This is a genomic window from Chengkuizengella marina, assembly GCF_009910845.1.
Classification (GTDB): domain Bacteria; phylum Bacillota; class Bacilli; order Paenibacillales; family KCTC-33759; genus Chengkuizengella; species Chengkuizengella marina.
Window position 1 is genome coordinate 50,671 of record NZ_SIJB01000009.1, and the last position, 19,004, is coordinate 69,674.

Sequence of the window (19,004 nt, forward strand, 5' to 3'; positions counted from 1 at the left end):
TAATAATCTGAATGAGCAAGAAAAATGATTAACAATATTTAAAAGGTATTGTTTAATTATTATATAATTTAGTCCTTCTAAATAAAAGAGTTAGATACAAAGTAAAATGTACCCTATGAATAGACACTTAAATAAGAGTCTACCTATAGGGTACATTTAAAATTACTACCTTCTTTTATTCATTTTTACTTAATATGACTAACTGATCTCCTGCCTCAGCAACTAGATCTTTTTTTAAAGTAGCAAAGGTTATTTTTCCACTTTTTTTGATAACACAAATGTTGAGCTCAAGATTAGATCTATCCTCCCGTTTGATAATTTTATTTTCTTTCATTTCTATGTTTTTAAAGGTATACCCACTCTCAATTTTACGATTCAATTCTTGGTAGCTTTCTTTTTCACCGAATAATAAGTAAGATTTTATAGCTGGAGAATATAGCTGTTCCATGACATGTTCTTCAGTATTAATTGTAAGTGCCAAACAATTTTGGTGTCCAAATATAGGCAAATACATATTATGAATTAAAGCGTTGTATGGTACAGAATCATCTAGAGCCAGAATATACTCGTAGGAGTTCATATCAACATTGAATTGAGTATTTTTAGACAGAATTTCACCATAGTAAGTATCAACATCTCGACTTTTAGCTTCAATGATATGATCAAAAACTCGATCTACAATTAATGTAGGAATACCTTTTTCCTTGAAAAATACGGCTAGTTCAATGGAAAATTTACTAGATCCAACCAATAATACACCTGGTGAATGTTTGTTTGCTAGTCCTAGTTTTCTTGATAAGAACCCAATGGAAAAACCATGAGCACATACGGTAACAATAACTAATGCAAAGGTAATTGTAGTAAAAATCTTAGCATCTGAATAATAACCATCTTCAGTAAGTATGGAAGCAAAATAACCAGATACGGTTAAAGCAACAATTCCTCTGGGAGCAATCCAACCAATTAAAGTTTTCTCAGCTAGTGATAATTCTGTGCCAATGGTTGATATCCAAATGGAAGCAGGTCTAACTAGAAACAACATAATGACGATGAAGCTAATGATAGGTAAACTAAATATTTCTTTAATGGTTGACATGGGTAGGGATGCAGTTAGCATAATGAAAATAGTTGACGTAAGTAACACAGAAATATCTTCATTAAAATGTCGGATATCACCCAAAGCGGATATATATTTACTCAAACGGGCAATGGTTAGTCCCATTACGGTTACTGCTAACAAACCGGTTTCATGCATCATCATTTCTGAAATACCAAAGCAAAGCAGCACAAATGATAAAATAATAGGCGTTTTTAAATATTCAGGAATTTTTCCTTTTTCGATCATCATGCTGATTGTAAGTGCAAAGATATATCCTAACAAAGCTGCAAATATTGCCCCTAGAAAGAAAGAAAATATATAACTTATGCCTATAGCATCATTGGTTATAACCTTGACAATTTGATAAGCAAATAATGCCACCAGAGCACCAAATGGGTCTACGATGATACCTTCCCACTTTAATACAGCGGCTGTTCGGGGTTTTAGTTTAGCCTGTCTTAATAGAGGAATAATTACTGTTGGACCAGTGACAATAAACAATCCACCGATTACAAAAGAGGTTTCCCATTGAAGCCCCGCTATGTAATGAGCAGCTAAGGAGCCACCAATCCATGCAAGAAATGCTCCTATAGTCACAATTCTTATTACCGATTTAGATATACCCCTTAATTCTCGAATATCCAAGCTAGAACTTCCCTCAAACAGGATGAGAGCTACGGCTAAAGAAATGACTGGAATATAAAAATCTCCTAATGCTTGCTCAGGGTTTAAGATTCCTAAAAAAGGTCCGATCAACAAACCTGCGATAGACATAATAACAATCGCTGGTAACTGAAAACGCCACGCTAACCACTGTGAGGTAATCCCTAGTGCTATAAGGGTTACAATACCAAATAAAACGAATTGCTCCAAACAAACCATCCCTTTTCTTTCTATATTTCTCAACATACTTATGATAGCCATAATTAACATTCATGATGAATGAATATTATAATATCATTTCCAAATTAATAGTTAGTGATTTATATCTAACGTTATTATGGTATATTTTGAATGATTATACAACTAAAAAGATTATAACTACTATAAAATATAAAAATGATAGAAAGATATAAAGGATTTATAAATACTGTTTAATAATAATATTCTTTTTATGGAGGAACTTTAAGGATGACTCTAGAATGATATAGTATGTATTCTATATTTCAAATTTTTCCCATCTGTCGATAGCTAATAAGAAAAAAATTAGATAAGGAATTTATTATGATATTACGTAAATTTAAAAGTAAGTATAAATTAGAAGAAGTGAAATACGCAATTATTCTATTATTTGGAATAGGTATATCTTATATTGGTGATTGGGTTTATTTAGTGGCCTTAAGTTTATTAATCTATGATATGACCGGTTCGCCTGCAGCTGTAGCTGCTATATTTATTATGAAACCCATTGCTACTGTATTAACAAACTTTTGGTCGGGTAGTTTTATAGATAGGTTTAACAAGAGAAATGTTATGATTACTATGGATTTTATTAGATTCATACTTCTTTTGTTTATCCCTTTTTCCACATCGCTGCTGTATCTAATCTATATTGTTATTTTCTTTATTAATATGGCTAGTTCAATCTTTGAACCCAGTTCGCTTACTTATATTACTAAACTTATTCCAGAAGCAAAAAGAAAAAAGTTTAATGCACTTTACAGTTTAGTGTATTCAGGTGCATTTCTAATTGGTCCAACAATTGCTGGATTATTGTTTTTCATAGGTACTCCCATTTTAGCGATATATTTTAATGCTATCTCTTTCTTAATTTCTGGATTGATCATGTTTTTTATGCCTAAATTAGAAGATAAAGAGGGTAAATTACCGCATACTAAAATTAGTTGGTCCGTGATTCGTCAAGATTGGCATGAAGTGTACAGTTTTAGCAGGAAAGCTTTCTATATTATGTCTATCTACTTTCTTTATAATGGATCACATTTAATTGCTGGGGCATTGGATGCACAAGAAGCAGTCTTTGCTAAAGACGTTCTATATTTAACAGATAGTGAATATGGATTCTTAGTGAGTGTGGCAGGAGCGGGCGTATTAATAGGTGCATTACTTAATTCGATTATAGTGAAGTACTTCTCCATTAATGTATTAATTGGATTTGGAACAATTTTGTTTTCAATGGGTTATATTATTTTTTCACTTTCAACGACATTGTTTGTTGCTGCAGTTGGATTTTTTATCTTAGCATTCTTTATTTCATTTGCGAATACAGGTTTTTTAACTTTTTATCAGAAAAATGTTGATGTAGATATGATGGGGAGAGTCAGTAGTATTTATGGTTTGCTACAAGCAGTTCTGAATATTTTGTTTATTCTTTTAGTAGGTTTTTCAGCAAGTATATTTTCTATTAAGCCAGTGTTTATTATAGGGTCTTTGTGTATCCTTTTACTAGCTGTGATTTTGTGTATATTTAATTTCTTACCATCAAAAAAAGACTTGTACATAGAGGAATCAATTAAAATTCATGGTTGAAGGATTCACACGGCTACTACGTTATTTCGTTTTTTTTAATAAAAAAACCTATGCACGATATAGTACATAGATCTTCTTGATATAATATACTTTTTACATTATTAAGCTAATGCTTCAGTAAGATTTGGAACAACCTGTTTCTTACGTGAAACAACCCCTTTAAGAACAGCAGTGTTATTATTCAAAGTAACGTTAAATGCTTTTTCAACTGCACTTGCTTTTTTACCTAGTGCTAATGCAGTGGAATTGTTAGTTAAGATGTCTGTTACAGCAAAAACAAACAAGTCTAACTCTTTTTCAGCAATAACCTGTGTAATGGCCTCTTCTAATTCTTGCTGACGATTAAGAACGTCTTCAGTATCTACTGTGTTCACTTGAGCGATTTCAACTTTGGAATCTCCCATACTGAATTCTTTTGCATCAAGTGTGATCATTTCATTAATGCTTTTTCCACTTAAATCTGCACCAGCTTTTAACATATTTAAACCATATTCTTCAGCATTTACGCCAGCGATTTCTGCTAATTCACGAGCAGCAGCTACATCTTGGTCTGTACATGTTGGAGATTTAAATAATAGGGAGTCAGAGATGATTGCAGATAACATTAATCCAGCAATTTCTTTCTTAATTGCAACTCCATGTTCTTTATATAGTTTATTTAAAATCGTTGCGGTACAACCTACAGGTTCAGCTCTGTAATATAGGGGATCGCTTGTTTCAAAGTTTGAAATACGATGATGATCAATGACTTCTAATATACGAACATCTTTGATATCCTCTGCACTTTGTTGAAATTCATTATGGTCAACTAATATGACATTTTTTACTTCATTTGCAACTGTTTTTACTAATCGAGGAGCTTCAACCTTAAACTGATCTAAAGCGTATTGAGTTTCTCCACTTACTTCACCTAAACGAACAGCTTCAGCGTCCATTCCAATTTCTTTTTTTAAATCAGCATAAACGATTGCAGAACAGATCGTATCTGTATCTGGATTTTTGTGTCCGAAAATTAATACTTTTTCCATTTCTATTCTCCTTCTATGTTCATTGAACAAATTCTTGTAGAAACACTTATTCCTAAGTTATCCTCACTAAATATACATTTTATCATAAATCCTGAGTAGAATAGTGGGTTTTATAAAAAATGTTTTAAGAAAAAGATGACAATTAATATTACTGTCAAAATGTTGCATGTAATATGTGTAATAAAGTTATGATACTCTTTAATAACTAAATGAAAAGAGGACTTTTAACATCCTCTTTTCACCGCACTTCCCCAATTGCAATTAGCCCATAAACATATTTACCAAAAGGTAAATAAATTAGTTTTATCGCACATTCTCTAAAGGAGAAAGAGAATGTGGACAACTCTATAATAATATATGGAAAAAATAAAATCAAAGGATAATAGATGTATAAAAAAATAAGAATAAAGTCCTATTTATTTCATTATATCATTTCCTTAAACCATGTTTATATTTGTAAAAATTTATGAAAAGTGCAGATAAAAATAAGAAAGGAAGAAATAAATGGAGATTTTTGTACAATCCAATGAATGGATTAGAAAAATGTTTGACTCTCGTTACAACGTTTCTGAAACAATTAGTAATAATACAGATATCGTTGTAATAGTTCGCTCAAATGAGCAAGATCCTGAAATTATGAACGATATTATACGACAAACAGATGGAATGATTCCTCTCTTTGTTTTGATAGGAACGGAAGATCAAATTGGAAAATCATATGAAGAAACTGCGATATTTTCAGGACAAATTATTGAGAGGACTAATGATAATATTGTCATTCAAAATGGAGAGGATCAGAAACAAACCTATTATATAAATGAACATACTAAAGTTCAAGTAGGAGTTGTTTCTGATAGAAGCTTAGATATGATTGTATTGGGTGCAAATGCAAATATTTTAGCCTATAACGGAGTGGTAAAAGTCATTCATGTAAAATATTAACTAAAATAGTACTATTAATATAATCTAATGTTATACTAGAGAAGTACAATAGTTGGAAAGGGCGGTAGGCAAATCCTCCAGAGAAGGAGGTGATGCCGATGACAGTTTATCAGAGTATTTCAATTATGATTATGTTTGGAATACTGATTGTAGCGATACTGTCGTTTAACCATAAGAAATAGGCCGCCCATCTTTATGCCAAGGATAGCGGTCTATTTCATAATAGAAACATTTTCCTACCGTTTATTAACGGCTATTGTATGAAACCGTTTGGTGTTACAGCACCAGCAGTTTCCTTAATATTATATAAATCTTTTAATCATATTATACACTATTTTTAAACTTTATAAAAGTGAGTAGTATAAGCAAAAACGTAACATTAAAAAATTAGCTACTTGATTCATAAATACTTATATTAATTTAAAATTAAGTCACGATATACATATAAAGCATAAATTATAAAAGGGGATATTATATGAAAAATTTCACTAAATATTTCTTGGTAATTACATTAGTATTTTCAGTTATATCTACAAGTGTAGTTGCAGGTACTTCAAATTTTTCAGATACAAAAGGGCATTGGGCTGAGTCATCTATTGAGAGAATGGTAGGGAAAGGTCATATAAGTGGTTATCCAAACGGTTCTTTTAAACCAGAAGGTCAAATTACAAGAGCAGAGTTTACAGCTATATTAACTAGAATCGTAGGGATTGATGAATTAAAGAATCCATTCAGTGATGTAGATGATGCAAGATGGGCAAACGGCATAATCGGTGGAGCAGAGAAAGTTGGAATCATAGAGAAATTAGAATATGGAAGCAAATTTCAACCTAATATACCAATTACTCGGTTAGAAATAACAAAAATGATTGCTAGAGCTTTGATTATAGAAGATGAATATAAAGAAATTTTTGATACCTATGCTTCATACGATCAAGGAAAATTAAGGTTTAAAGATGCTAAAAATGTATTCAATAAAGATGTACCTTATGTAGCATTTGTTACAGATTTAGGAATTCTCACTGGGTATCCAGATAAAACATACAAACCTTTAAATCAAGCTTCAAGATCTGAAGCAGTTGTGATGTTACTAAAATTTATTGACCATGATATAAACAGTGGTTCAACTGGTGGTGAATGATGGGGATATAAATCCAAATCCAGACTATGCAAATGTGGATCAATGGATAAATACAACAAGAATTAGTCCTAACTATATTACTTACATAAATAGAAAACTTATACTTAAGGGTTCATTCTAATCAACATCGCACCAGACAATATTTCGGAGGAGGTTTTATTCTTCCTTTGGTACTATTTAATTTGTTAACCATTTCATTGTTATACTAAGGGGCTCATAGAGCCTCTTTTTTATTTAGTAAAGTATTTTTTTATCATAATACCTTGCATTATAGAGTAATATATAATATTATATTTTCAGGAGGTGATAGGATGGAAATCAATAAAGAGGTACTCAAAGGGCATATAGACACATTAATCCTCTCCATGTTATCTCTTAGAGATATGTATGGTTATGAATTAGCTAAAATGGTGCGTGAAAAAAGTGACAATCAGTTTGAATTAAAAGAAGGAACATTATACTTATCTTTAAAACGATTAGAGAAAAATAAATGGATTGAATCGTATTGGAGCGATGAACAAGGACCAGGCGGACGCAGAAAATATTATAAATTGACACCGCAAGGAGAAGAAGGGCTAGAATTGAAAAGAACGGAATGGAAATTTGTAAAAACGATGATGGATGCATTTTTGGAAGGAGGAAATTAACATGAAACAAATAGATCAATATATAAATTCCATATATAAAGAGACAAATGGAAACATACAAGAAACAAAGGAATTAAAAGAAGAGATGAGATCTCATCTAATAGAAGCAGTACATGAGTTGAAAGAGGAAGGATACGCTGAACAAGAAGCAATAAATATGGCTATTGAACGGTTTGGAGGAGAAAGGGAAGTAAGTTCGATCATCTTAAAACTCACAACAGCAAAGAAAAAACTAGAAAATAAAATCATAAAATCGGCTGTGGTTATTTTGTTGCTTGGTACTGTTTTGAGTGTGATATTTTTAATGATGGATTGGAATAATACAACAGAGAGACAGAACTTTGCAAATCAAATATTTAAGAAATTAGGCACGAATTCAGAGATTTCAGAAGAGACAGAACAATTTATAACTACATTTGTGAAAAGTAATGCAAGTATATATGAAATGAGTGTAGAATTCATTACAGAAGAATGGAATCGCCCTATTGATTATGGTATTAAGGATGGAACTTGGTTTACAAATTACTTGATAAAAGATGGTAAGGATTTCAGTAATGGATATTGGGCTGTAGATATATGGATGACGAAATACACATATCTTAGCATAGGTATATTAAGTGGAAGTATAAGTATTTTCTTGTCTTTGCTTATGGTTTGGATTTTCATGAAAAAATATCGAATTAAGAGGGAAGTTTAAATCGGGTTGTTTTTAAATGGACAAACTGGAAATATGATCAATTGAAAAAGAAATTGATTTAACATATAATCATCTGATAGATTATAAATCCGTTACCCCTCTTTCTTCACCTTTGAGGCTCGCCAATCGGCGAGTTTTCTTTACGGATTATTTTTTTGTTTTATAAAAACAAACCATCTAGGAGAGACACATTACATGAAATTTATTGAGCAAACGGCTAAGATTTTGAAGATACCAGAATATAAATCATTAATCCTGTTAAATATTTTGTTCGGAATATCAGCATCATTTATTTTCCCATATAATTCGATGTTTGGCATTGATGAAGTAGGCATGAGTAATATATCGTTTGGGGTTTTTATGACGATTTCAGCTATTGTAGGCATATTTATCAGTACTTACATTGGTAAACTATCTGATGGACGTTATAGTCGGAAAAGCATTTTATTAGTGGTAACGATTTCAGCGTTTATTGCGTATGTATTATATGCTTACGTTCGTAATTATTTATTATTATTGTTTATTGCTTCTTTTTTTATAGGGATTGCTTCCTCAGGTTTCCCACAAGTATTTGCATATGCTAGAGAAGCGGTAGATCGTGCCAAATTACCATCAAAAGAAATGCCGTATGCAATGAACTTATTTAGAATGTTTTTTGCATTATCATGGACAGTGGGTCCAGCCTTAGCCGCATTCGTTTTGCTGCGATACGATTTTACAGGATTATTTTTAGTAGCTGCATCTGGATATTTGCTAATCTTCTTTTTCATTATTAAATTTTTAAAACAACATGATCCACAAGCTTCAAAGCCGAAAGCACCCGTAAATTTAAAGAAATTTATCATACGTCCCTATATTTTTGCAAACTTGTTTGCATTTATACTGATTGCCTCAGCCAACACGGTGAACATGATGAATATGCCACAATTCATTACAAAGGTACTAAATGGAACGGAAGCCAACGTAGGCTTAGCATTCAGTATACCACCCATTTTTGAAATTCCATTTATGCTGGGGTTTGGATTATTGGCAGCAAGAATAGATAGTAGTGTTCTAATCAAATTAGGTGTTTTTATAGCAACCATATATTTCTCAATTTTAATGTTTGTCGAGGCACCTTGGCAGATTTATGTCATTCAATTTTTAAGTGCAGCTTACATCTCAATCACAAATGGGATTGCAATCAGTTATTTTCAAGATTTTATTCCTGATGAACCAGGGACAGCAACAACTCTTTATATGAACACTTCAAAAATCGGAAGTACGTTAGGATTTTTATTATTTGGTTTTGTATCTGAGTATTTTGGTTATAGAGAGGTTGTTATTCTATGTATGATTTTTATGGCCATTGCATTTGGTGTCTTATTGTTGTTTAGAAAAGATAAAAGTTTTGTATTTCAGAGACGAAGAAAGCTTGTATAAAAAAAGCATCATATTCCATGACACTTGTGGTTTATGATGCTCTTTTTAATTTATGGGAATAAATTTACCATTTCGAATGGTTACGACTAAGTGATATTTGTATAATGTTATATTGGAATTTACTCTGATCCCATTCTAGCTTTGTTCCAAATGCCTCTGTTAAAAATCTTAAAGGTACATAGGTTACATTATTGATTAAATAAGAATCTATTACTATAGACTCTCCATTCAATAATCCATTTACTTTTCGTTGAATGGATGGTAATTGAACTTGTTTTTTCGTAATTGATACTTTAGTTTTTTTAATTGTTATATTGAAAAATTCACAAAGGCTTTCAGCCAAAATTAAGGCACAAGTTCTTCGAAATTCATCAGAAAGAATATACTTTACATTATGATGATTTGTGAAAAATCCATGTTCACAGAGAATGGCTGTCATATTTGTTTCACGTAACATATGGAAATCAGACCACGAGTTTGGCTTGGATGCATGTATCCCTGTCCCATGTAGTTCAACAGGACTTTCCTTCATTTTATTAGCCCATATTTTTGCCAACCTCCTGCCTTTATTTGAATTATGCCAATAAAAGGCACATGCTCCATTTGCATTAGGGACACCAGCATTTGCATGAATGCTAATTAATAGATCCACTTTCTCTTTATTTGCAAGATTTGTTCGATCAATCAATGGCACTTCTCTATCAAATAATGGTTGGGTTAAGAGTACTTCAAATCCATTGGATTCTAGAAATTGTTGTGCATATTTAACCACGGTTGCGTTGAATTCATGTTCTTCAAATGTCCCCCCATCAAATTTAATTCCTCTACCACCTGTTTTTTCATAAGTATCTGAGCCGTGACCTGCATCCAGAGCAATTTTAATTGTCAAGAAAATCACTTCTTTTCTTCCTTAAATATCATTTAGCTTTTGTTTTTTCAGTTTTTTCTTTAAAAATAGTGAAGGAATCTTTGGTCATATTCATAACGTTTATTCCAGCAATTGCACAAGTTAATGTAATTAGAAATGTTAACAAGTTATCTGTAATATCTTTATCAGTTACATACATCGTTAGAGCAAAAACAGATGTGATGAAGAAGATGATTACTAAAACACTTATTCTCATTTCATTTACTGAAAAAACTTTGTCAAATAAATGATTCATATCCATTTCACCTCCTTTAATAACCTAAAGAATTTTTAATTAGTAACATAAAAATGGATAGTATCATACCGGTTAAAATCCAAGCAGATCTAACTAGAAATTGTTCCCATTTTATATTTGTGTGATGATTATGATCTGATATTTTTTCAAACATTTTCTTGCTATCTTTAGTCATTTGATAATTGATTTTTGCAATGTTTATTCCCATTGATGTAATATCTTTTCTTATTTCCTCAAGCACAGTTTGTGTTTTAATTTGCCCTTCTCGATTTAGATCGATTTTTAACCACATCTCCTCCATATTTCGATCCACCGTTTCAAATCTCTTATCCACTCCTTCCATTCGTGTTTTTAATATTTCAATTTCTTTCCTTTCTTCTTCACTCATTTCATCACACTCCTTAGTGCTGTGATAAATAGATAAATAAAAATAACTAAAATACAACCCTTTGAAAAAATAAAAACTGGAAATATAAACCACATTATGAAATAAATCGTTTATTTAATGGCTTTTTTTATATTTTTATATAAAATATTACAAAATATCTCATTTTTTGTTGTGAGTAGAACCTTCAATTTACCTATATTATTGAAAGCTATTTTCTGGATTGGAGGTGATGGCGAAATGAGTTTGGAAATTGAAGAAACAATAGGAGCGATGGATACTTATCGAATTTTATTAAAAAGGATGGCTTGGAGGATACAATATGCTGCAAAAGTGCGCAGAAAAAAAGAATGTTTGGTAGAGTTTGATGAATATGTATATACAACACAAAGTTTCTTGCAAGATATGGTTTCGAAGTATTATCTCTTAGATTTGTTATCTCTTCTATCTTCAAATAAAGAAAAGTACATTTTACAAAAAATATATATTGATGGTTTTACTGAACTTGAACTGGCAAAAGAATTAAATATAAGCCAACAGGCGGTGAATAAATGCAAAAAGAAGGCAATTCAAACCATACGTCAGAAGATCGCTACTTTTTAACATTAGTAGAAAAAGCAAAAACAGGTGATAAAGAAAGTATGAACGAGATACTGCAATTATTTGAAGAAGATATTTTAAAGTTAATAAAGTATATTCCAATGCCAAGAGAGGATGCAAATCAAGCATTAATTACGGAATTTTTATCTCTAATTCTGGAAGAACCTAAAAAAAATTAAAATCTGGTTGTTAAAATGTTAGCAATTTTACAGTTATTAATAGAGGCAGAAATAAAGCATAGTTGGTTTGGGATAGACCGATATGCTGTATATCCCTTATGTCTCGATAAAATAATGAAAAAGGAGAAATGGAAATATGGAATATAATTTGAAGATTGAATTTGCAGACAATGATTTGAAAAATATTTATAGTGCTTCTCAGAAAGTGGTACTAATTAAGGAATCTCCAGGTAATGGCTCAGTTGCTTGGGTTACGTTTGATCCATTTGAATATAACACAGTGAGTTGGGAAGAAAATTATAATGTTTATTGTTCAAAGACACAAATTCAAAATGGAGCAACAATTGATAAATTGTCTGAAAAAAATGCAGAGGAAAGATCTGTATATGACTTTGGAAGTGGAATCTTTGAAAATAACAAAGGTGAGAAAACAAGCAAGGGTTCATATCAAGTAAATAATACAACTACTGACAATCTTACATTTGGTTTAGCACAAGATGTTGTAGCAAATGGAAATAAAACAGTTGGGGCACCTATTAACGCTTCTACTGTACTTGCAGGACAAAATGGTATTTTTACACCATTTGAAAAAGTCAAGATTTTACTGCAATCGAACGTAATGGACGGACTAGTGTTATCTACAATTTCTAGTAATATTTATACGGCAGAATTCGGTGGGGAAATTGACTCCATCTCTGTTAGATATAATGGATCCACAGGGCACTTCATAGAAATATAATTCTAATATTAGAATTGGGATTCTGAAAATGGAATCCCAGTTTTTAACACCTATAGATATAACTTCATTATAAGGGGGACGTTTTTTATGGCAACACCATTAGCAGGATGGAAATATGCGACTAAAGATATAGAGTATAGTACCGGGGGAGATTCAAGTCAATATTGGATAGAAGCAGCGAAGAGATGGAATGCAGTAACAAATGTGAATTTAAGTGAAGTCAATAATGCTAGTTTTACTGCAGGTGAAGTTGATAATGCAGAAGTTGATTGGGATGGAATTACTCATACTACTTATAGAGATTCTGATGGAGTGGTTATAAGTAATGAATGTTTTCTCAATACTGCATATACTTCATCTTATGATGATAACACGATTAACGGTATATCTACACATGAGTTTGGTCATGCGATAGGATTAGCTCATAATGATTCAACTCCTTCCGTTATGTATCCTAATACTCCTGGTAGAAATTATCTTACTCCACAGGATGATGATATTATTGCAGTAGACAGTTTATACCCTGATTCTAATTTATCAATTACTGAAAAGCAATTGGTTAGTTCTCACTCTAGTTGGGCAAATGACTACAGCAATGCTCAATCTCTTTTAAATGATGCAGATCTTATTGTTGAAGGAGAAGTGATTAGAGAGATTGGTACGGTTAAAAAAGGAAAACATTTACACGATTATTATACTGTAGCAAAAATCAAAATAGATTCTATATTTAAAGGAGATCAGTGTTTAAAAAACAAAGAAATCCATGTACACCAAATGGGTGGGGAAGATGAATGTAAAGTAGTGAAAAATGATGAAACAACCCATTTAATTGAAGGGGACAAAGTATTTATTTTCCTTAGACAATGTTCAGACGAGTTTTATCCGTTAAATGAAGATGAGAGTATTTATCTATTAAATCAGGATAGTGAATATATTCATCTCAAATCAAAGAAAACGTTTAGTATGATGGAATTATATAGAAGGTTTAGTTGTCATAAGAAGTAAAAAATATCAAGTTGCCAGAAATATGATAAGTGTTTCTGGCAATTTTATTATTTAAATTTGATAATTAGTTTGAGTCAGGATTGTTTATGGTAAAATAAAGGTTGTGAATTTCCAGTACTCAAGTAAATATAAAGTAAGAGAGGTATAAATGAACAATAAAGAAGAACTTACAGGTGGTAGAATCGGGAAAATTCATAAAGTAGAAGAAACTGTGGTTAGACCCTCTAATAAGTGGACAAAGAATGTACATTGTTTTTTACAATTTCTTCATGAAGAAGGTGCTGATTTTGTTCCAAAACCATATGGTATAAATGAAAAAGAAGAGGAAATACTCTCCTTTATGCCTGGTGATGTTTTTCATTATCCATTGCCTGATAAGCTTTTAACAGACTCAATGATCGTTTCCTCTTCAAAATTATTATTAAAGTTTCATAAGTTTAGTGAGAGATATGTATCAAGACTTACGAATGATGAGCAGTGGATGTTATCTGCATCTTATCCTATTGAAGTAATGTGTCATGGAGATTTTGCACCTTATAACGTTACTATTGTAAACAATGAAGCTGCTGGTATAATCGATTTTGATACTTTACACCCAGGATCGAAAATGTGGGATATTAGCTATGCTATTTACCGGTGGGTACCGTTTGATTCCCATGGTAACTTAAAGGAACAAATAAGAAAGACAAAGCTATTTCTGGATACTTATGGAGTAGACTCTGAAAGTAGAAACTCATTAATCGGCATACTAATAAAACGATTAAAGAATCTAATGAACTTTATGCAATCTGAAGCAAGTAATGGTAACAAAGATTTTCAATTACATATAGAAGAAGGTCATCTTCAACTATATCAGACAGATATAGACTATCTAAGAAGAAATGAGGAGGAGATAACCCAAGGTATCAAATCCTGAAAAGATTTATTTACATATACCATGTCAAAGATTATTTAAAGGAACTTATACTAAGTTTCTTTTTTTAATTGAAGATAAGAGTCAATTAATTGATATAATTTTTAACAGGTTATTCTACTAGGAGGCTATAACGACTTGGAGTGAAAAGTAGATGGAAATACTGTGAAAAAATGGGGGAGTATTGATGAAAATTTTTGATTCACATTTACATATTATTGATAAAAGGTTTCCTATAAGTCCAAATCAAGGCTATATTCCTGATTATTTTTCTAGCAAAGATTACTTGAAAAAAGTTGATAAATTAAATGTAGTAGGTGGGGCAATTGTTTCAGGCTCTTTTCAAGGTTTTGATCAAACCTATTTAGTAGATGCTTTAAACACTCTTGGGGAAAATTTTGTCGGAGTTACCCAGTTGCCTTTTAACACAACAGATGATGAAATCCTTAGACTAAATGACATTGGTGTGAGAGCACTTCGATTTAATGTAAATCGGGGAGGTTCAGAAGACATTTCTCGTTTAGACTATTTTGCAAGAAGAGTTTATGAGTTAGTTAATTGGCATACAGAATTATATATTAATTCAAATCAACTATTAGAGATAAAAACCATAATTGAAAACCTTCCCGCTGTTTCTATAGATCATCTCGGTTTATCAAAAAGTGGATTTAATGACCTTTTATCATTTGTGGATAAAGGAATTAAAATAAAGGCTACTGGTTTTGGAAGAATTGATTTTAAGCCAATTGAAGCAATTCAAAGTATTTATTCATTGAACCCTGATGCACTTATGTTTGGAACCGACTTACCATCAACTAGGGCAAAAAGACCTTTCCATGACACTGATGTGGATATAATCATTAATAATCTTGAAGAAAAACAGGCTAAAGTTTTATTTAAAAATGCACAAAAATGGTATTTGAAATAACTGTGAAAAGTTTTATAAAGTGGACTTTTTAATTAAAATTCCAATGTAAAATTAGATGGCTAAACTTACCAAGGGAAAACCTTGTATCGGCATGGCATATATGAATCATATTAAAAATAGGTCAACCAGAAATAACTGATTTAGACTATATATGTTATAAAAAGAGAAAATTGGAAAAAGAAAATTTTATCTATTAAGATTATATGTTAAAGCAGTGCTATTTTTTAAGAAAGGTAGGAGATTTAGGTGTCAATTAAATATGCACATACAAACATTGTTGCTAAAGACTGGCGAAGATTGTCTGATTTTTATGTTAAGGTCTTTGATTGTAAGCCTGTATATCCCGAAAGAGACCTATCAGGCAAATGGATAGACAATGTTAGTATTAAAGGTATCCATTTAACCTTACCGGGGTACGAACCTGGACCAACTTTAGAGATTTTTCAATATATTCAAGAAAGCCCTAAGAGGCATCCTTCAAATATTAATCAACAAGGATTTGGACATATTGCATTTTTAGTGGATACGTTGAACAAGTTTTGAATAAGTTAATCGAATGCGGTGGAAAGAAGTATGGAGCCTTAGAAAAAAAAGAGTACGGAGATAATATCTAACAGATCGATTTTTGTAACACTTCCACGGACATAATTCCATCTACAAGTGCCCTGACAACTTCTTGTTGTCTTAATCCACGATCATAATCATTAGAATAGTAGCACGCACCGCGGTCGTCTTCCCTAAAACGTGCATAATCTATCCATTTTGCTAATCGATTTTTGACTATTTTTACATAATATGACGCCACTATCTCATGACTGAAGTCAAGAGAATGCATGACGACTTCAAACTACATTTATAAATTTACAAAATATAGAAACAAAATCAATACATATTGCGTCTAATATATTGTAATTTTCAGTAAATGGAGGTGATTGATTGAAAGTGATGTATACAATGCATTCTGAAATTCCAGTTAAAAGGGGAAAATATATGAAAAAGAGAGTTGTTATCGGTTCCTTCATACTCAGTTTATCTATTGTAACTTTAAGTTTAATGTTCCCAGCTTATTCTGGAACGGCTCACTTTGATATTTATACGGATTACTCAAGCGAAATAGATATGACAGAAGATAGTAAGGGTATTAAAATTACTATAAATGATGCAATTTTTGATGGACAAACCGCAGCATTTTCCGTTTCTATTCAAAGCAATCAGGAGCTAGGTGACCCTATCATAGCTGATAAACTATGGGTAAATGGAAAATCAAAAAGTTTGGAGATGTCGAGAATTGATAAGAATAATTATATTTTTAAAGTTACTAATTTTAATCAAATTGAAGAAGATTCAGTAAATATAAAATGGAGCATTGAGAGTTTCTTTATTCAAGTGACAGAAGTGCCGGAGACAATAAAAGGGGATTGGGAGTTTGCTTTTACTCTAAAGGCAACAGACAGCAAAGTGAAAATAGTGAATAATTATTCAGAACAAAATGGTGTGAAATTGAATGTTGAGAAACTATCAGAGATGCCCGATTCCTTTCTTATTTATTACGATCTAAGTTATTCTGATGAGGTAATAACAAAATGGAATCAAATTTATGTTGATTTTAAAATGAAAGATGACTTAGAGCATATTTATAATTTAGGCGTAGATAATCCTGATAAAGTTCTCAAAAATAATATAGGTTATGGTAGAAATATTGAAAAGATTAATGAAAAAGCAACAAAACTGATTATAACACCTTATATAACCTTATTAAATAAAAATGTAGAATCATCGCAAACACAATCTAATACAAGAAGGGGGATATTGTTAGAAGATATCATTATTGATTTAAGTGATTATTAATAATTACTATCTTTTTCATGTTCACCCATGTTGGGCGCACATGGAAACTGTACAGATAACAACTCTGTAATAAGTGGCTGAAAAACCAAAGAATTATAGATAATGATAATGGACCTGTGACACAAGGGGATAGTGGTTCTCCAGTATATTACTGGTGTGGAACTAGCTGTGGAGATTTTGTACTATTTATGGAATTGTCGTAGCTGAGGGAAATGGTATAGCTGCAATTTCATATATTACTAATCTTGAAGAAGAATTAAATATTACAACTGATACTTCATCTTATGATACAATAATAACGACGCAATATTAAAGTACTATTTAATTATCCCTTGCTGAGTACAAAAAATGGAGTTCTAAAATGGGGAAAATTAATTATATCATACTCATACTTATTCTATTATGTTTATTTTTAAGTGTACTTTTCTTGATAAATTTCAATAGTAATAGTTGTGAGGGAAACTCTGATGATGAAATATACTTAAAAGAAACAGTTAATGAATTTGAGATGCAAATTTATTCTCAAAAATGTGAATATAAAAGTGATGAGGTGTTAAACATAGTGGCAAGTCTCAAATATGTTGGCAGTAATGATTCTATCACTATTCACCATGCTGATAAATTAATCAGATTTAATGTTTATAAAAGTAACGGAGATGTTGTATTTGAACCTCTTTTACTTTTAAGTATAGAATCAACTACCCTTAAAAAAGATATTCCGATTTCAATGAATATATACGGAAATGAAGAAGTTGAAAATATTGAAAACATCTCCTTGCCTTCTGGAGCATATAAAATATCGGCAATATCTGAATTTTCACAATCTGATGAACAATATGAAATTCCCATAAACTTCAATATTTATATTGATTAATTTAGTATATCAGTAAGGAATAACTTAAAGAGGAAATAATCAAAGACATTAATATTATTGAAATTTAAAATAATTAAAGTATAGACAGAGTCTCAGAAATGGGGCTCTTTTTTGAAAGGAACTATGTATGGGCTTTGTATCGGATATAATGAGACAATACATTTAATAATTGCTTCAAAAGCATAACATTTTAAAACACCTATGGAAATAGAATTGATTTACATTAAAATAGAAAAAAAGAGCAATATAAAGGTACTAAACACCCAGAAAAGTAAAATTATATCCTTAGAAAGAAACAAACCAAACCATTATATAGAGGCGTAGATGATAGAGACAATCAGTTCTTTATAGATGTGGAGGGTTCTTTAGGTAAATTCAATGTAGTTGAGCAATGGGAAAAAACTGAGGAATTAAAAAAATCTCTAAAATAAACGATTATATGATTAAATAATTATTTTATTAATTATTGTAAAATTCCCAGAAACTGGAGTGTGATTATTGTTTTACACTAACGATGAACTATTTGACATATTGATTTATGAAATCAATGAATCTATTCCTTCTGTTGGTTCTGGGACTGACTGTAGTTTAAACTCTATTTAGTAGAGTAGTATGTTTATCTTCCACAAAATGGCGAATTTTCTAATAAGAGATGCACTTTATTTATGATTGGGCCAGATTGTTGAGTAAGAGATCTGTTATAATCTGATTATTGCATTTTATTGGAATGCTCTATATTTCTATCTTTTTACAATTGGATTTAAAAAAATGACCCCGGTTACCAGCGTCATTTCTTTATCTACTCCTTGTTATTTATTCACCTTTGACAATGTTAGTAAGCGTATTTGTAAAACTCGAGATCATGTTTCCTCCTATGTATTGATTATTGCTTAAAATAATAATGACA

General features: G+C 31.1%; 22 protein-coding genes. 16 read left to right on the top strand and 6 right to left on the bottom strand.

The genetic code is table 11. From position 1 onward, the window contains the following. Positions 1 to 175: 175 nt before the first annotated feature. Positions 176 to 1,972 carry a cation:proton antiporter gene (locus tag ERL59_RS04045; RefSeq protein ID WP_160644767.1) on the bottom strand — a complete coding sequence of 599 codons (1,797 nt, stop codon included), beginning with the start codon at positions 1,970 to 1,972 and terminating at the stop codon, positions 176 to 178. Positions 1,973 to 2,323: 351 nt separating this feature from the next. Between ERL59_RS04045 and ERL59_RS04050 the strand changes: the two genes are divergently transcribed. Beyond that, positions 2,324 to 3,586: an MFS transporter gene (locus ERL59_RS04050; protein WP_160644769.1), complete on the top strand. Its 1,263-nt coding sequence runs from the start codon at positions 2,324 to 2,326 to the stop codon at positions 3,584 to 3,586. A 101-nt stretch (positions 3,587 to 3,687) separates the two neighbouring features. Here the strand turns inward: ERL59_RS04050 and ERL59_RS04055 are convergent, their stop codons facing one another. Further along, positions 3,688 to 4,614 carry a manganese-dependent inorganic pyrophosphatase gene (locus tag ERL59_RS04055; protein ID WP_160644771.1) on the bottom strand — a complete coding sequence of 309 codons (927 nt, stop codon included), beginning with the start codon at positions 4,612 to 4,614 and terminating at the stop codon, positions 3,688 to 3,690. 504 nt (positions 4,615 to 5,118) lie between these two features. Here ERL59_RS04055 and ERL59_RS04060 point away from each other — a divergent pair. The 6 genes from ERL59_RS04060 to ERL59_RS04080 all read left to right on the top strand — a co-directional run bounded on the left by ERL59_RS04060 (position 5,119) and on the right by ERL59_RS04080 (position 9,463). Beyond that, positions 5,119 to 5,556 (top strand): hypothetical protein, encoded by a 438-nt coding sequence (locus ERL59_RS04060; protein WP_160644773.1) that lies wholly within the window; start codon positions 5,119 to 5,121, stop codon positions 5,554 to 5,556. 98 nt (positions 5,557 to 5,654) lie between these two features. Then, positions 5,655 to 5,738, top strand: coding sequence for a putative holin-like toxin (locus ERL59_RS21545; RefSeq protein WP_371320215.1), 84 nt, complete (start codon positions 5,655 to 5,657; stop codon positions 5,736 to 5,738). A gap of 293 nt (positions 5,739 to 6,031) precedes the next feature. After that, positions 6,032 to 6,697 (top strand): S-layer homology domain-containing protein, encoded by a 666-nt coding sequence (locus ERL59_RS04065; RefSeq protein ID WP_160644775.1) that lies wholly within the window; start codon positions 6,032 to 6,034, stop codon positions 6,695 to 6,697. Between the two features lie 311 nt (positions 6,698 to 7,008). After that, positions 7,009 to 7,344 (top strand): PadR family transcriptional regulator, encoded by a 336-nt coding sequence (locus tag ERL59_RS04070; RefSeq protein ID WP_160644777.1) that lies wholly within the window; start codon positions 7,009 to 7,011, stop codon positions 7,342 to 7,344. 1 nt (position 7,345) lies between these two features. Beyond that, positions 7,346 to 8,041 carry a permease prefix domain 1-containing protein gene (locus ERL59_RS04075; protein ID WP_160644779.1) on the top strand — a complete coding sequence of 232 codons (696 nt, stop codon included), beginning with the start codon at positions 7,346 to 7,348 and terminating at the stop codon, positions 8,039 to 8,041. 195 nt (positions 8,042 to 8,236) lie between these two features. Continuing rightward, a complete protein-coding gene (locus tag ERL59_RS04080) occupies positions 8,237 to 9,463 on the top strand; it encodes a sugar efflux transporter (protein WP_160644781.1) in 1,227 nt (408 codons plus the stop codon). 64 nt (positions 9,464 to 9,527) lie between these two features. Here ERL59_RS04080 and ERL59_RS04085 read toward each other — a convergent pair whose 3' ends face one another. Genes ERL59_RS04085 through ERL59_RS04095 form a run of 3 tightly spaced genes read right to left on the bottom strand, consistent with a single transcriptional unit; the run spans position 9,528 to position 11,014 of the window. Continuing rightward, positions 9,528 to 10,361 (bottom strand): N-acetylmuramoyl-L-alanine amidase, encoded by an 834-nt coding sequence (locus ERL59_RS04085; RefSeq protein ID WP_160644783.1) that lies wholly within the window; start codon positions 10,359 to 10,361, stop codon positions 9,528 to 9,530. Positions 10,362 to 10,380: 19 nt separating this feature from the next. Then, a complete protein-coding gene (locus ERL59_RS04090; protein ID WP_160644786.1) occupies positions 10,381 to 10,626 on the bottom strand; it encodes a hypothetical protein in 246 nt (81 codons plus the stop codon). Between the two features lie 16 nt (positions 10,627 to 10,642). Beyond that, positions 10,643 to 11,014 carry a hypothetical protein gene (locus ERL59_RS04095; RefSeq protein ID WP_160644788.1) on the bottom strand — a complete coding sequence of 124 codons (372 nt, stop codon included), beginning with the start codon at positions 11,012 to 11,014 and terminating at the stop codon, positions 10,643 to 10,645. 237 nt (positions 11,015 to 11,251) lie between these two features. Here ERL59_RS04095 and ERL59_RS04100 point away from each other — a divergent pair, with 237 nt between their 5' ends. The 7 genes from ERL59_RS04100 (at position 11,252) to ERL59_RS04130 (ending at position 15,918) form a co-directional block, all read left to right on the top strand. Next, complete coding sequence (locus ERL59_RS04100; protein WP_160644790.1) at positions 11,252 to 11,614, top strand: sigma factor-like helix-turn-helix DNA-binding protein; 363 nt, start codon at positions 11,252 to 11,254, stop codon at positions 11,612 to 11,614. Then, positions 11,563 to 11,790, top strand: coding sequence for a helix-turn-helix domain-containing protein (locus tag ERL59_RS04105; RefSeq protein WP_160644792.1), 228 nt, complete (start codon positions 11,563 to 11,565; stop codon positions 11,788 to 11,790). Before ERL59_RS04100 ends, ERL59_RS04105 begins: the two co-directional genes overlap by 52 nt. 136 nt (positions 11,791 to 11,926) lie before the next feature. Next, positions 11,927 to 12,529, top strand: a complete 603-nt coding sequence (locus ERL59_RS04110) for a hypothetical protein (RefSeq protein ID WP_160644794.1) — start codon at positions 11,927 to 11,929, stop codon at positions 12,527 to 12,529. A gap of 87 nt (positions 12,530 to 12,616) precedes the next feature. Further along, positions 12,617 to 13,534: a matrixin family metalloprotease gene (locus tag ERL59_RS04115; protein WP_160644796.1), complete on the top strand. Its 918-nt coding sequence runs from the start codon at positions 12,617 to 12,619 to the stop codon at positions 13,532 to 13,534. Positions 13,535 to 13,682: 148 nt separating this feature from the next. Then, entirely contained in the window at positions 13,683 to 14,450 is a 768-nt protein-coding gene (locus tag ERL59_RS04120; protein ID WP_160644799.1) for a phosphotransferase, read from the top strand. Between the two features lie 184 nt (positions 14,451 to 14,634). After that, positions 14,635 to 15,375 carry an amidohydrolase family protein gene (locus tag ERL59_RS04125; protein WP_160644801.1) on the top strand — a complete coding sequence of 247 codons (741 nt, stop codon included), beginning with the start codon at positions 14,635 to 14,637 and terminating at the stop codon, positions 15,373 to 15,375. A 246-nt stretch (positions 15,376 to 15,621) separates the two neighbouring features. Continuing rightward, complete coding sequence (locus ERL59_RS04130) at positions 15,622 to 15,918, top strand: VOC family protein (protein ID WP_160644803.1); 297 nt, start codon at positions 15,622 to 15,624, stop codon at positions 15,916 to 15,918. 67 nt (positions 15,919 to 15,985) lie between these two features. On the opposite strand, the gene ERL59_RS04135 is transcribed toward ERL59_RS04130, so the two are convergent. Beyond that, complete coding sequence (locus ERL59_RS04135; RefSeq protein WP_160644823.1) at positions 15,986 to 16,180, bottom strand: hypothetical protein; 195 nt, start codon at positions 16,178 to 16,180, stop codon at positions 15,986 to 15,988. A gap of 140 nt (positions 16,181 to 16,320) precedes the next feature. Between ERL59_RS04135 and ERL59_RS04140 the strand changes: the two genes are divergently transcribed. Together ERL59_RS04140 and ERL59_RS04145 are read left to right on the top strand one after the other, a co-directional pair. After that, positions 16,321 to 17,223 carry a DUF4179 domain-containing protein gene (locus tag ERL59_RS04140; protein WP_235929789.1) on the top strand — a complete coding sequence of 301 codons (903 nt, stop codon included), beginning with the start codon at positions 16,321 to 16,323 and terminating at the stop codon, positions 17,221 to 17,223. Positions 17,224 to 17,584: 361 nt separating this feature from the next. Further along, entirely contained in the window at positions 17,585 to 18,097 is a 513-nt protein-coding gene (locus tag ERL59_RS04145) for a hypothetical protein (protein ID WP_160644827.1), read from the top strand. The last annotated feature ends 907 nt before the right edge of the window (positions 18,098 to 19,004 follow it).

Bases quoted from the DNA above. Each gene is read 5' to 3' on its own strand.
- ERL59_RS04050 (WP_160644769.1), top strand. From the start codon at position 2,324: ATGATATTACGTAAATTTAAAAGTAAGTATAAATTAGAAGAAGTGAAA.
- ERL59_RS04055 (WP_160644771.1), bottom strand. From the start codon at position 4,614: ATGGAAAAAGTATTAATTTTCGGACACAAAAATCCAGATACAGATACG.
- ERL59_RS04060 (WP_160644773.1), top strand. From the start codon at position 5,119: ATGGAGATTTTTGTACAATCCAATGAATGGATTAGAAAAATGTTTGAC.
- ERL59_RS21545 (WP_371320215.1), top strand. From the start codon at position 5,655: ATGACAGTTTATCAGAGTATTTCAATTATGATTATGTTTGGAATACTG.
- ERL59_RS04065 (WP_160644775.1), top strand. From the start codon at position 6,032: ATGAAAAATTTCACTAAATATTTCTTGGTAATTACATTAGTATTTTCA.
- ERL59_RS04070 (WP_160644777.1), top strand. From the start codon at position 7,009: ATGGAAATCAATAAAGAGGTACTCAAAGGGCATATAGACACATTAATC.
- ERL59_RS04075 (WP_160644779.1), top strand. From the start codon at position 7,346: ATGAAACAAATAGATCAATATATAAATTCCATATATAAAGAGACAAAT.
- ERL59_RS04080 (WP_160644781.1), top strand. From the start codon at position 8,237: ATGAAATTTATTGAGCAAACGGCTAAGATTTTGAAGATACCAGAATAT.
- ERL59_RS04090 (WP_160644786.1), bottom strand. From the start codon at position 10,626: ATGAATCATTTATTTGACAAAGTTTTTTCAGTAAATGAAATGAGAATA.
- ERL59_RS04095 (WP_160644788.1), bottom strand. From the start codon at position 11,014: ATGAGTGAAGAAGAAAGGAAAGAAATTGAAATATTAAAAACACGAATG.
- ERL59_RS04100 (WP_160644790.1), top strand. From the start codon at position 11,252: ATGAGTTTGGAAATTGAAGAAACAATAGGAGCGATGGATACTTATCGA.
- ERL59_RS04105 (WP_160644792.1), top strand. From the start codon at position 11,563: ATGCAAAAAGAAGGCAATTCAAACCATACGTCAGAAGATCGCTACTTT.
- ERL59_RS04110 (WP_160644794.1), top strand. From the start codon at position 11,927: ATGGAATATAATTTGAAGATTGAATTTGCAGACAATGATTTGAAAAAT.
- ERL59_RS04115 (WP_160644796.1), top strand. From the start codon at position 12,617: ATGGCAACACCATTAGCAGGATGGAAATATGCGACTAAAGATATAGAG.
- ERL59_RS04120 (WP_160644799.1), top strand. From the start codon at position 13,683: ATGAACAATAAAGAAGAACTTACAGGTGGTAGAATCGGGAAAATTCAT.
- ERL59_RS04125 (WP_160644801.1), top strand. From the start codon at position 14,635: ATGAAAATTTTTGATTCACATTTACATATTATTGATAAAAGGTTTCCT.
- ERL59_RS04140 (WP_235929789.1), top strand. From the start codon at position 16,321: ATGTATACAATGCATTCTGAAATTCCAGTTAAAAGGGGAAAATATATG.
- ERL59_RS04145 (WP_160644827.1), top strand. From the start codon at position 17,585: ATGGGGAAAATTAATTATATCATACTCATACTTATTCTATTATGTTTA.